Consider the following 12,532-nt stretch of genomic DNA (forward strand, 5'->3'; position numbering starts at 1 on the left):
CCGGGCGTTACAGCATCTTCTCCAGCCCAACCGTATTGCTCATCCACGCATTGAAACGCCGCCACCAACTCCCTGGCTCCTTGGTCAGGGTGTGCATCTTTCCGTTGTCTTCGGTGGTCCAGACGATCTGATCGTTTTCCAGCTCCACCTGATAACTCAGGGCCGGCGCCATGCCCTGTAGCGCCAGTTCACGGACCCGTGCGGCCAATTCCGGGCTGTCCACCAGCACGCCGACTTCGGTGTTCCACAGCACCGAGCGCGGATCGAAATTGAAAGAGCCGATAAAGGATTTCTGCTGGTCGAAGATCATCGCCTTGCTGTGCAGGCTGGAGTCGGAGCCGTGATAGGCGCTACTGGAAAACAGATGCGGCCCACTACCGCTGCCGCCTCCGTCGCCGGGTTGGCGACGCAATTCGTACAGCTTCACACCGTGCTCCAGCAGCGCCCTGCGATAGGGCGCGTAGCCACCGTGCACGGCGGGAACGTCCGTGGCTTCCAGTGAGTTGGTCAGCAAACTCACGGATACGCCGGCATCGGCGCGCCCGGTCAGGTACACCAGCCCCGGCTGGCCGGGCACAAAGTAGGCCGAGATCATGATCAGCTCTTTGCTGACGTTATTGAGTTCAGGTGCGAGTTGCGTGGTCAGCAGCAATTGCGGATCGGGCTCGCCCTTGGCTAGTACCTTGCTTGGCGCATCCCACAATGCCTGGCTCCAGGCCCAGATCAGTTCGCGGCGCCAGATGTCCAGGCGTGGGTGGGTGGTGAAGGTCATCAGGTGTTTGTAGAGCGTGTGATTCTGTTTACGCGTTTCGGCCAGGGACTCTTCCAGTCGGGTGCGGGTGTTTTCCAGATCGTGGGGTGTGGGTTTGCTCGACAGGAATTCGTCGATCGGCTTGCTCAGAGCGCTGTTCCAGTACTGGTCGAAACTGTGCCCGAGTTGCTCGGCGACCGGGCCGACACCGAGCATGTCGATGTCAGTGAAATTCATGTTGGGCTCGGCATCGTAATACTCGTCCCCCAGATTGCGCCCGCCGACGATGGCCATGCTGTTGTCCGCCAGCCACAGCTTGTTGTGCATGCGTCGATGCTGTTGCGACAGGTTGAACAGCCGGCCCACGGTGCGCGTCACACCCGTACTGCGGCCCAGGTTCAACGGGTTGAACACGCGGATCTGGATGTTCGGATGCGCGGCGAGGGTCGCGATCACCCGGTCCAGGCCGTCGCTGGCGGTGTCGTCGAGCAGTACCCGCACCCGCACGCCCCGGTCGGCGGCCTTGAGCAACTCCGCGATCAACATGCGCGTGCTGATGCCGTCGTGCACGATGTAGTACTGCAGGTCGAGGCTGCTTTGGGCGTTACGGATCAGTTCGGCACGGGCGGTGAAGGCCTCGGTGCTGTCCGATAGCAGGCGAAAGCCCGATTGACCGTTGTAGGGTGCGGCTTGCGCCTGGACCGAGCGGCCGAATGCGGAGTCTGCAGCCGGCAGTGCCTGGCTCGGTACACGCTGAACGTCGAAGCTGGAGCAGCCGCCCAGGAACGCGGCGAGTAGCAGAAGAGCAAGCAGGGGCTGTCTGACTCTCACGTAGGATCGTTCCGTTTGGCGGCGCAGATAGGCATATGGACGCCGATTCCCGAAGAAAAGTCAGTCGCTGAGCTGATCGGTTTCCGCCAGCAGTTTGATCGCGGTCGCACCCACCTTGCGCACAGCGTCTTCGATCTGCGGTGTCGGCTTGGCAGCGTAGTTCATGCGCAGGCAATTGCGATACTTGCCGGAGGCGGAAAAGATGCTGCCCACGGCAATCTGTACGCCCTGGTCGTGCAATGCCCGATTCAGTTTCAGGGTGTCGAAGCCTTCCGGCAGTTCAACCCACAGCATGAAGCTGCCCTGTGGGCGACTGGCGCGGGTACCGGCCGGAAAGTAGCGGGTCACCCAATCAATCATCGCGTCGCGATTGCGTTGGTATTGCGTGCGCATCCGCCGCAAATGCGGTTCGAAGTGGCCGCCCTTGAGGAACTCGGCGATGGCAATCTGCGGCTGTGGCGCGGTGGATCCGGTGCTGATGTATTTCATGTGCAGCACCCGTTCCAGATAGCGGCCGGGCGCGACCCAGCCGATGCGCAGGCCCGGCGCCAGGGTCTTGGAAAACGAACTGCACAACAGGACGCGACCGTCTTCGTCGAAGGACTTGATCGTGCGCGGACGCGGGTAGGTGTAGGCCAGTTCGCCATACACATCGTCCTCGATGATCGCCACGTCATAGCGCTGGGCAAGCGTCAGCAATGCGCGTTTGCGCGACTCCGGCATGATGTAGCCCAATGGATTGTTGCAGTTGGGGGTCAACTGTATGACCTTGATCGGCCACTGCTCCAGGGCCAGTTCCAGCGCCTCCAGGCTGATGCCGGTCAGCGGATCGGTGGGGATCTCCAGGGCCTTCATGCCCAGGCCCTTGAGGGTCTGCATAGCACCGTGAAAGCTTGGCGAGTCCACCGCGACAATGTCGCCGGGCTCGCAGATTGCGCGAATGCTGGTGGACAGCGCTTCGTGGCAACCGGTGGTGACCACCAGTTCGCTGGCGCTCAACTGGCAGCCTGAATCGAGCATCAGGCGAGCGATCTGTTCGCGCAGTTCGAGGTTGCCGTGGATGTTGTCGTAATACAGGCCAGGCATGTCCTGCCGACGGCTGATTCGCGCCAGGTCACGCAGCAGCGGTTTCATGGTCGCACTGGTGATGTCCGGCATGCCGCGGCCCAGTTGCACCACGTCTTTGCGCGGCACGGCGCGTATTAACTCCAGCACTTGATCCCATTGGGAAATGTCCACCGGCCGTTGGGCAGGGCGGCCGACTGCCGGCAAATCCGGCAGTTCGCGACTGGCCGGGACGAAGTACCCGGACTTGGGCCGTGGCATGGCCAGCCCGCTGTCTTCCAGCACCCGATAGGCCTGCTGCACCGTGCTCAGGCTGACGCCGTGCTCGACGCTCAGCGCCCGTACCGAGGGCAGCCGGTCACCGGGGCGATAGAAGCCCTGTTCGATACGTGTGCCGAGCAACTCGGCAAGGTTGACGTAAAGGGTCATGGTGCAGCCTCGATTGGGGTGATTCGGGTAACCAGTACAGATCGGGTGAAAAAACGGGATTCAGTGGCGGAATCGGCAAAACTGTATGGAATTAATACAGTTGTTTTGAATCTGTAATGCTTTTTCGCGCCCACGCATCATGGAACCTCTGGCTACCCAAGTAAACAGGAGCATCCAAGATGAACGGTTTGAGCGATGTGCGGCTGACGTTACACAGTCAGGAACTGGCGACCGGGCAGAACAACGGCACGCGGGAGGCGGGCATGGGCAATGCATCGTCCGGCCTGAGTCGCTGGGACCGGTTCTGGCGTCGCCTGCACACGCGCAAGGCCTTGCTGGCCCTGACGGCCGATCAGCTCAAGGATATCGGGCTGACGCGGGAGCAGGCGCGGGAGGAGGGGCTGAAGCCTTTCTGGCGGATCTGAAATCCATGGTGATTTTCAGGCCCATTCGCGAGCAGGCTCGCTCCCACAGAGGATTTGCGTCTGACCACAAGTCCCCTGTGGGAGCGAGCCTGCTCGCGATGGCGTCAGAACTGACAGCGACAATCTTTCAGGCCAACTCTTTAAGCCGATGCCACAACATCCCCAACGCCAGCAACGGCGAACGCAAATGCTTGCCTCCCGGGAAAGTGATATGCGGCACCTTGGCGAACAGATCAAAACCACCACTGTGCTGCCCGCTGATGGCTTCGGCCAGCAGCTTGCCGGCCAGGTGCGTGGCATTCACGCCATGACCGGAATAGGCCTGGGCGTAGTACACGTTCGGCTGGTCCTTGAGTCGCCCGATCTGCGGCAGGCGGTTGGCGCCGATGCCGATCATGCCGCCCCATTGGTAATCGATCTTCACTGCGCTCAGCTGCGGAAAGACTTCGAGCATTTTCGGGCGCATGTACGCGGCGATGTCTTTCGGGTCGCGGCCCGAGTAATGGCAGGCACCGCCAAACAGCAGGCGCCGGTCCGCCGAGAGCCGGTAGTAGTCCAGCGCCACCCGCTGGTCACAGACCGCCATGTTCTGCGGTAGCAGGGCGTGGGCCTGTTCTTCGCTCAGTGGTTCGGTGGCGATGATGTAGCTGCCGGCGGGCAGGACTTTGCCGCTGAGCTCCGGGTTGAGGTCATTGAGGTAGGCATTGCAACCCAGCACCAGGGTCTTGGCGCGCACCGAGCCCTGGGCGGTATGGACCTTGACCTCGGGGCCATAGTCGATGCGGGTCACGGCCGAGTGCTCGAACAACCGGACCCCCAGTTGCTGTGCCGCTGCGGCTTCGCCCAAGGCCAGGTTCAGTGGATGCAGGTGCCCCGAACCCATGTCGATCAGGCCACCCACATAGCGCGTGGATCCGACCACGGTGTGCATCTCGTTGGCTTGCAGCAAACGGGTTTCGTAGCGGTAGCCGAGGCTGCGCAGTTCTTCGGCATCCTCGGCGAAGCCTTCAAGGTCACGGGGCTTGTTGGCGAGGTCGCAGTAACCCCAAGTCAAGTCGCAGGGGATCTGGAAGCGCTCGACCCGTTGCCGGACGATTTCCACGGCTTCCAGGCCCATGAGTTTCATCTGCCGCACGCCTTCGACGCCGATGACGTTGGTGAATTGATCGAGGCCGTGGCCGACGCCGCGAATCAACTGCCCGCCATTGCGTCCGCTGGCGCCCCAACCAATTTTATGGGCTTCAAGCAACACCACGCTGAGGCCGCGTTCGGCCAGCTCAAGCGCCGTGTTCAATCCCGAAAATCCGCCGCCCACCACACAGACATCAGCCAGCACTTCGCCTTTGAGCGCCGCAAGTTCGGGCTGCGGCAGGCTGCTGGCGGCGTAGTAAGAAGCGGTATGGTTCAGGGCAGGCTGTTGAGCACGGGCATTCATGTGCGTGTTCCTGATTCTTGCGTCTGGAAAACCTGACGGAGCATAAGCCGGACCTTCCCGGACGGGCAACATTGGTCGGCTGGTGCTGTCTGGATCGGGGCTTTTGCGTCACAATCGCGCTCTATTTCGCTATCGGTCACCGCTTCAATGAGCTGCAACAGCCAGACAATCCGCACATTGCGCCAACAGATTCCCTCGTTCGAGTGCGTGCCTGGCTGCCATGACTGCTGCGGGCCGGTGACCACCTCGCCCGAAGAAATGTCGCGTCTGCCGCGCAAGTCCCACGCCGAGCAGGATGCCGCCATGGAAGAGCTCAACTGTGTGCATCTGGGGCCGAATGGTTGCACGGTGTATGACGAGCGGCCGCTGATCTGCCGGTTGTTCGGCACCACCAAGACCTTGCCGTGCCCCAATGGGCGCGGGCCGGTGGAGCTGATTCATCCGCGGGTGGAGAAACAGGTGTTCGAGTACATGGCTTCGAACCGACAGGTGTTGGTTTAGACCGTCGAACCGGGTTTCCGCATCGCTAGCAGGCTAGCTCCCACAGGGAATGTGGGTGAGCCACAGATTTGTGTTCACCACCGAACCTGTGGGAGCCAGCCTGCTGGCGATAACAGCACCACAAATGTCAATCCGGAATCGGCAAAGTCAGGCTCTCCTTCACCTCTTCCATCACGATATAGCTCTTGGATTCCCGTACATGAGGAAGCTTGAGCAGAATGTCGCCCAGCAACTTGCGGTACGAGGCCATCTCGGAAATCCGCGCTTTCACCAGGTAATCGAAATCCCCTGACACCAGATGACACTCCAGCACGTGGGGCAATTTCAGCACCGCACGTCGGAACTCTTCGAAAGTATCGCCGGATTTGTAGTCCAGGCTGATCTCGACGAACACCAGCAGACTACCCTTCAGATGCTGCGGATTGAGCCTGGCGTTGTAGCCCATGATGATCCCTTCGCGCTCCAGACGCCGGACCCGCTCAGTACAGGGCGTGGTCGAGAGCCCGACCTTTTCCCCAAGCTCCGTAAAGGAAATCCGCCCGTCCGCTTGCAGGATCCGCAGGATGTTGCGGTCGATCTTGTCCAGCTCACGTTTGGTCTGAGTATTGGTACGCATAGGGGATGCGCCTCCGTGAAAAGGGTTTTTGCCGAGAATTGTCGCCAAATATAGGCGCTTATATAGTGAAAAGCACTGGCGAATCTTTTTTACACTGCGCGCATCTAAAGCTCTGAATAACAAACGTCAGCGGTTAGCCGCGATGAGGGATATGAAAATGCGCGTCATGGTCTTGGGTAGCGGCGTCATCGGTACCACCAGTGCTTATTATCTGGCCCGTGCCGGGTTTGAAGTGGTGGTTGTGGACCGGCAGCCGGCCGCTGCCATGGAGACCAGTTTCGCCAACGCCGGGCAGGTCTCGCCGGGTTATGCCTCGCCATGGGCCGCGCCGGGTGTGCCGCTCAAAGCCATCAAGTGGCTGTTGCAGCGCCACGCGCCCTTGGCGATCAAGGCCACTGCCGACATCGACCAGTACCTGTGGATGGCACAGATGCTGCGTAACTGCACCGCAAGCCGTTATGCGGTGAACAAGGAGCGCATGGTCCGTCTGTCCGAGTACAGTCGTGACTGCCTCGATGAACTGCGCGCCGAAACCGGCATCGCCTACGAAGGCCGCAGCCTTGGTACGACCCAACTGTTCCGCACCCAGGCTCAACTCGACGGCGCCGCGAAAGACATCGCCGTGCTGAAAGAGTCCGGCGTGCCGTTCGAGTTGCTCGACCGCGACGGCATTGCCCGCGTTGAGCCGGCCCTGGCCAGCGTCACTGACATCCTCGCCGGTGCCTTGCGCCTGCCGAACGACCAGACTGGCGACTGCCAGATGTTCACTACCAAGCTCGCAGAAATGGCTGCGAACCTCGGTGTGCAATTCCGTTTCGGCCAGGACATTCAGCGCCTCGACTTCGCCGGTGACCGCATCAACGGCGTATGGATCGACGGCAAGCTGGAAACCGCTGACCGCTACGTGCTGGCCCTCGGCAGCTACTCGCCGCAACTGCTCAAGCCGCTGGGGATCAAGGCACCGGTGTACCCGCTCAAGGGCTACTCCCTGACCGTGCCGATCACCAACCCGGCGATGGCTCCGACTTCGACCATTCTCGACGAGACCTACAAGGTCGCGATCACCCGTTTCGACAACCGCATCCGCGTTGGCGGCATGGCTGAAATCGCCGGTTTTGACCTGTCGCTAAACCCGCGTCGCCGGGAAACCCTGGAGATGATCGTCAACGACCTTTATCCTCAGGGCGGCGATCTGGCCCAGGCCGATTTCTGGACCGGTCTGCGTCCGACTACGCCGGATGGCACGCCGATCGTTGGCGCCACCCCGTTCAAGAACCTGTTCCTGAACACCGGTCACGGCACGCTCGGCTGGACCATGGCGTGCGGCTCGGGTCGCTTGCTGGCTGACTTGATGGCAAAGAAAAAGCCGCAGATCAGCGCCGAAGGCCTCGATATTTCCCGTTATGGCAGCAAAACCCAGGAGCCTGCAAAGCATGTCAGTCCAGCGCCAGCTCACCAATGAGCGCATGAGTCAGATCGTCACCCATAACGGCACGGTTTACCTTGCCGGACAGGTCGGCGATGACATGAACGCCGGGATTGAACAGCAGACCCGTGAAACCCTCGCCAACATCGAGCGGTTGCTCGATCTGGCCGGCACCGACAAGCACAATCTGTTGTCGGTGACGATTTACCTGAAAGACATCGACGCGCATTTCGAAGGCATGAACGCGGTGTGGGACCAGTGGCTGCCAAAAGGCGTCGCTCCGGCCCGCGCCACAGTCGAATCGAAACTGTGCGAACCGCAAATCCTGGTCGAGCTGTCGGTTGTAGCCGCTCTGCCATAAGCTTTCAGACAGATCCCTCTCCCGGTGCTGTTGGCGGTTCACGCCGTCAGCCAGCGCCGGTTTTTCTTCCCGATAACCCGACCAGAAGTCTGCCGCCATGCGTCCTGCCCGTGCCCTGATCGACCTTCAAGCCCTGCGCAACAACTACCAAATCGCCCGTGAACTCACGGGGGCCAAAGCCCTCGCGGTGATCAAGGCCGATGCCTATGGCCATGGCGCGGTGCGTTGCGCCCAGGCGCTGGAAGCCGAGGCGGACGGGTTTGCCGTGGCCTGCATCGAAGAGGCGTTGGAGCTGCGGGCGGCGGGCATTCGTGCGCCGATCCTGCTGCTGGAAGGTTTTTTCGAAGCCGATGAGCTGGCGCTGATCGTCGAGCATGATTTCTGGTGCGTGGTGCATTCGCTATGGCAGCTCGAAGCCATCGAGAAAGCGGCGTTGAGCAAACCGATCACCGTGTGGCTGAAGCTCGATTCGGGCATGCACCGCGTGGGGCTGCACCCGGCGGATTATCAGGCGGCCTATCAACGGCTGCTGGCCAGCGGCAAGGTCGCAAAAATCGTGTTGATGAGCCACTTTGCGCGTGCCGACGAACTGCACGAGCAGGCCAGTGCCGATCAGGTGGCGGTATTTGAAGCGGCGCGCAAGGGCTTGTCCGCCGAGGTCAGTCTGCGCAACTCGCCGGCGGTGCTCGGTTGGCCGCAGATTCCGAGCGATTGGGTGCGCCCGGGCATCATGCTCTATGGCGCCACGCCCTTCGAAGAAGCCAACGAAGTGGCATCGCGGCTGCAACCGGTCATGACCCTGGAATCGAAAGTGATCAGTGTGCGCGAGTTGCCGGCTGGCGAGCCCGTCGGTTACGGCGCCAAATTCATCACCCCTAAACCGATGCGCATTGGCGTCGTGGCCATGGGTTACGCCGACGGCTACCCGCGTCTGGCACCGACCGGCACGCCAGTGCTGGTTGCCGGGCAGCGCAGCCAGTTGATCGGCCGGGTGTCGATGGACATGCTCTGTATCGATCTGACCGATGTGCCGCAGGCCGGTCTTGGTTCGACCGTCGAATTGTGGGGCAAAAACATCCTCGCCAGTGATGTGGCCATGGCTGCCGGCACGATTCCTTACCAGATTTTCTGCAACCTGCGCCGAGTGCCACTGCTCTATTCCGGGGCTTAGTGCGCAGGGCTCCAGACCGGAAGTCGCCTCGCTGAGCAGGATTCAGGTCAAGGTGTTGTAAATACTGAACGCTGTCGCCATGATAACGCTCACTATTCCAACAATCTGAATCCTGGAGGCGCAAGCTTTGGACGTCGGTGAACGACTGCAATCCATCCGTAGGCTCAAAGGCCTTTCCCAGCGTGAGCTCGCCAAACGGGCGGGGGTCACCAACAGCACGATTTCGATGATCGAGAAGAACAGCGTGAGCCCTTCGATCAGTTCGCTGCGCAAGGTGTTGGGCGGGATTCCCATGTCCATGGTCGAGTTCTTTTCCGAAGAAATCCTGCAGGAGAAACCGACTCAGATCGTCTACAAGGCCAACGAGCTGATCGATATTTCCGATGGCGCGGTGACCATGAAACTGGTCGGTCGGGCGCACCCGAGCCGGGCTATCGCATTCCTCAATGAAATCTATCCGCCAGGTGCCGACACCGGTGACGAGATGCTCACCCATGAGGGCGAGGAAACCGGCATCCTGGTCGAAGGAAAACTGGAACTGGTGGTCGGTCTCGAAACTTTTGTCCTCGAAGCCGGCGATAGCTACTACTTTGAAAGTACCAAGCCACACCGTTTCCGTAATCCGTTCGACGTGCCGGCGCGACTAATCAGCGCAGCCACGCCGGCAAATTTCTAAGAAAAGAGGCGTCCTGCCAGCATCGCAGAGGCGCCCGGGCTGTTTTTCCGTCGCGGCCTAAGACCCCTCCGACTTTGGGGTTGTTTCAGTGCGACGGGCTTACCGCTATACTTGCGCCCGCCTGCGAACCGTGGCCGTAGGCGTGACTAGCCACCATTGAGGGTGAACGCGTGAACCTAATTATGAAAATGCTGGCTGCACCAGCAACCGTATTGGCCCTATGGGCTGTCAGTGTCAGCGCTCAGGCTGCGACCAACGACGAAATTGCCAAACGCCTTGAGCCAGTCGGCCAGGTTTGTGTTCAGGGTAAAGAGTGCAAGGGCATGGAAGTCGCCGCTTCGGCCGGCGGCGGTGGCGGTGCGAAAACTCCGGATGAAGTGATTGCAAAACATTGCAACGCTTGCCACGGTTCAGGCCTGTTGGGCGCGCCGAAAATCGGTGATGCCGCCGCTTGGGGCGAGCGCGCCAAGAAAGAAGGTGGTGTTGACGGTCTGCTCGCCAAGGCGATCTCCGGCATCAACTCGATGCCGCCAAAAGGTACCTGCGCCGATTGTGCAGACGCCGAGCTCAAAGGCGCCATCCAGAAGATGTCCGGCTTGAAATAAGCCTGAGTCTTGCTGGTGAAAAGCCGCTTTCGAGCGGCTTTTTTGTGCCCATCGTTTCAATGAACACCGCTGCCCATCTGTAGGAGCGAGCCCGCTCGCGATGGTCGTCAACGATAACGCGGCGAACCTGATGCCCCGCGGCGTCTGTGAATCCATCGCGAGCAAGCTCGCTCCTACAGTTTTTATAGGCTGGTCAATGCAGCAAAGACACGGCAAGCTCGGTCCAGGCCCAAGTCATGGAACGTGAGGGAGTACCCGATGGTTCAGTTGTGCTCTATCGAACAGGCAGTCGATGACGTCTTGGCACGGTTGCCGGCGCATATCCACATGGGCCTGCCTCTGGGGTTGGGCAAACCCAATCACTTCGTCAACGCGCTGTATCGGCGAATCGCACAGTCACCCGAACGACGGCTGACGATCTACACCGCGTTGTGCCTGGGGCGCCCGCCCTTGGGCGATGGATTGCAAAAACGCTTTCTCGAACCCTTCATCGAACGGGTTTTCGGCGATTATCCCGAGCTGGATTTTCTTGCCGATCTGCGTCGCGATGGTCTGCCGGGCAACATCCACATCCAGCAGTTCTTCATGCAGCCCGGCAGCCTGCTCAACAGTGCCACGGCGCAACAGGATTACGTCAGCAGCAATTACAGCCATGCGGCGCGGGACATCAATGCCGCCGGTTTGAATCTGGTGGCGCAACTGGTGGCCAGCCATGCCGAGCATCCCGACCGCTTGAGCCTGAGCTGCAACCCGGACATCACCCTCGACCTGTTACCGATGATCGCCAAGCGCCGCGCTACGGGAGAAACCATCCTGATGGTCGGGCAGGTGCACAACGATCTGCCCTACATGCCCGGCGATGCGGAACTCGGCATCGACACTTTTGACCTGTTGATCGATGAGAAGGACAACACCACGCTGTTCTCCACGCCGAACATGCCGGTGGGGTGTCAGGACCATTTCATCGGCCTGCACGCCAGCACCCTGGTGCGTGACGGCGGCACCTTGCAGATCGGCATCGGTTCCATGGGGGATGCGCTGACGGCGGCGCTGCTGGTACGGCAAGCCGACAATGACGAATACAGGGCTTTGCTGGCAGACGTAGAGCTCAGCCATTGGGCACAACTGATCGAGCGCGAAGGCGGCATCGGCCTCTTCGCCAAAGGCCTGTATGGCTGCAGCGAAATGTTCGTCAACGGTTTGCTGGTGCTGGCGGATGCCGGGATCGTGCGGCGCAAGGTCTACCCGGACGTGGCGACCCAACAGCAGGCGAATGCCGGCACCCTCGACGAAGTGGCACAAACCGATGGTATCTCGGTGCACGGCGGTTTCTTCCTCGGTCCGCGCAGCTACTACGAACGCTTGCGCGAATTACCGCAAAACAAGCGGCTCGAATTCAACATGACCCGCATCAGCTACATCAACGAGCTCTACGGCCAGGAAGAACTCAAGCGCTTGCAGCGCCTGGATGCGCGGTTCATCAACACCGCGTTCACCGTGACCTTGCTCGGTGCCGCGGTGGCGGATCAGCTCGAAGACGGACGTGTGCTCAGCGGTGTAGGCGGGCAATACAACTTCGTGGTGCAGGGGCATGCGTTGCAAGGCGCGCGCTCGGTGTTGCTGCTGCGCAGCTGGCGCGAGTCCGGCGGCGATGTCGGCTCGAACATCGTCTGGGAGTATGGTCACTGCACGATTCCCCGGCACTTGCGGGACATCGTGGTCACCGAATACGGCATCGCCGATCTTCGTGGCAAAACCGATGCGGCAGTGATCGAGGCTTTGCTCAACATCAGCGACTCGCGTTTTCAGCCGGGATTGATCGAGCAGGCGCAGAAAGTCGGCAAATTGCCCAAGGACTTTTGTCTCGATCCGCGCTTTACCGATAACAGTCCGCAGCGTTTGCAGGCGATTCAGGCGCGGCATCCACGGCTGTTTCCGGAGTATCCGCTGGGCTGTGATTTCACCGAGGTCGAGCGCGATCTGTTGCGGGCGCTGAACTGGCTCAAGAGCAAATTCAAGCTGAGCGAGGTGCTGGAGTTGGGCAAGGCAGCGCTGGATGCGCCGCAAGCCTCAACATTCCCCGAACACCTGGCGCGGATGCAGCTCACAAACCCGGAAGGCCTGAAAGAAGACCTGTTCCAACGCCTGCTACTCACCGGCCTGAAAGCCACCGCCCAATAACTGTCCACCCAAAAACCAACTGTGGGAGCTAGCCTGCTAGCGATTTCAGTCTGTCAGTC

At 60.6% G+C, this 12,532-nt stretch carries 12 protein-coding genes; 8 read left to right on the forward strand and 4 right to left on the reverse strand.

Features of this window, described 5'->3' with window-relative positions; translation table 11 throughout:
* Window positions 1-7: 7 nt before the first annotated feature.
* Both ACM6J5_RS27225 and ACM6J5_RS27230 read right to left on the reverse strand, forming a co-directional pair.
* Window positions 8-1,582: a phospholipase D family protein gene (locus ACM6J5_RS27225; protein WP_414929678.1), complete on the reverse strand. Its 1,575-nt coding sequence runs from the start codon at window positions 1,580-1,582 to the stop codon at window positions 8-10.
* A 60-nt stretch (window positions 1,583-1,642) separates the two neighbouring features.
* Window positions 1,643-3,076 (reverse strand): PLP-dependent aminotransferase family protein, encoded by a 1,434-nt coding sequence (locus ACM6J5_RS27230; RefSeq protein ID WP_095943390.1) that lies wholly within the window; start codon window positions 3,074-3,076, stop codon window positions 1,643-1,645.
* Between the two features lie 179 nt (window positions 3,077-3,255).
* Between ACM6J5_RS27230 and ACM6J5_RS27235 the strand changes: the two genes are divergently transcribed.
* Window positions 3,256-3,501 (forward strand): DUF1127 domain-containing protein, encoded by a 246-nt coding sequence (locus ACM6J5_RS27235; protein WP_150671944.1) that lies wholly within the window; start codon window positions 3,256-3,258, stop codon window positions 3,499-3,501.
* Window positions 3,502-3,628: 127 nt separating this feature from the next.
* Here the strand turns inward: ACM6J5_RS27235 and ACM6J5_RS27240 are convergent, their stop codons facing one another.
* Window positions 3,629-4,936, reverse strand: a complete 1,308-nt coding sequence (locus tag ACM6J5_RS27240) for an NAD(P)/FAD-dependent oxidoreductase (protein ID WP_414929679.1) — start codon at window positions 4,934-4,936, stop codon at window positions 3,629-3,631.
* A 147-nt stretch (window positions 4,937-5,083) separates the two neighbouring features.
* Between ACM6J5_RS27240 and ACM6J5_RS27245 the strand changes: the two genes are divergently transcribed.
* Window positions 5,084-5,437 (forward strand): YkgJ family cysteine cluster protein, encoded by a 354-nt coding sequence (locus tag ACM6J5_RS27245; RefSeq protein WP_095943387.1) that lies wholly within the window; start codon window positions 5,084-5,086, stop codon window positions 5,435-5,437.
* A gap of 127 nt (window positions 5,438-5,564) precedes the next feature.
* Here the strand turns inward: ACM6J5_RS27245 and ACM6J5_RS27250 are convergent, their stop codons facing one another.
* On the reverse strand, window positions 5,565-6,053 hold the full coding sequence (locus tag ACM6J5_RS27250) for an Lrp/AsnC ligand binding domain-containing protein (RefSeq protein WP_007975155.1): 489 nt from the start codon (window positions 6,051-6,053) through the stop codon (window positions 5,565-5,567).
* Window positions 6,054-6,210: 157 nt separating this feature from the next.
* Here ACM6J5_RS27250 and dadA point away from each other — a divergent pair, with 157 nt between their 5' ends.
* The 6 genes from dadA to ACM6J5_RS27280 all read left to right on the forward strand — a co-directional run bounded on the left by dadA (window position 6,211) and on the right by ACM6J5_RS27280 (window position 12,473).
* On the forward strand, window positions 6,211-7,515 hold the full coding sequence (dadA, locus tag ACM6J5_RS27255) for a D-amino acid dehydrogenase (protein ID WP_095943447.1): 1,305 nt from the start codon (window positions 6,211-6,213) through the stop codon (window positions 7,513-7,515).
* Window positions 7,487-7,840: a RidA family protein gene (locus ACM6J5_RS27260; protein ID WP_095943386.1), complete on the forward strand. Its 354-nt coding sequence runs from the start codon at window positions 7,487-7,489 to the stop codon at window positions 7,838-7,840. The genes dadA and ACM6J5_RS27260 overlap by 29 nt, the downstream gene beginning before the upstream one ends.
* A 97-nt stretch (window positions 7,841-7,937) precedes the next feature.
* Window positions 7,938-9,011: an alanine racemase gene (alr, locus tag ACM6J5_RS27265; RefSeq protein ID WP_414929680.1), complete on the forward strand. Its 1,074-nt coding sequence runs from the start codon at window positions 7,938-7,940 to the stop codon at window positions 9,009-9,011.
* 127 nt (window positions 9,012-9,138) lie between these two features.
* Window positions 9,139-9,687, forward strand: a complete 549-nt coding sequence (locus ACM6J5_RS27270; RefSeq protein WP_008023455.1) for a cupin domain-containing protein — start codon at window positions 9,139-9,141, stop codon at window positions 9,685-9,687.
* A gap of 182 nt (window positions 9,688-9,869) precedes the next feature.
* Complete coding sequence (locus ACM6J5_RS27275; RefSeq protein ID WP_095943384.1) at window positions 9,870-10,292, forward strand: c-type cytochrome; 423 nt, start codon at window positions 9,870-9,872, stop codon at window positions 10,290-10,292.
* A 258-nt stretch (window positions 10,293-10,550) separates the two neighbouring features.
* A complete protein-coding gene (locus ACM6J5_RS27280; protein ID WP_414929681.1) occupies window positions 10,551-12,473 on the forward strand; it encodes an acetyl-CoA hydrolase/transferase C-terminal domain-containing protein in 1,923 nt (640 codons plus the stop codon).
* Window positions 12,474-12,532 lie beyond the last annotated feature (59 nt).

The organism is Pseudomonas sp. IT-P74 (genome assembly GCF_949768175.1).
GTDB lineage: Bacteria > Pseudomonadota > Gammaproteobacteria > Pseudomonadales > Pseudomonadaceae > Aquipseudomonas.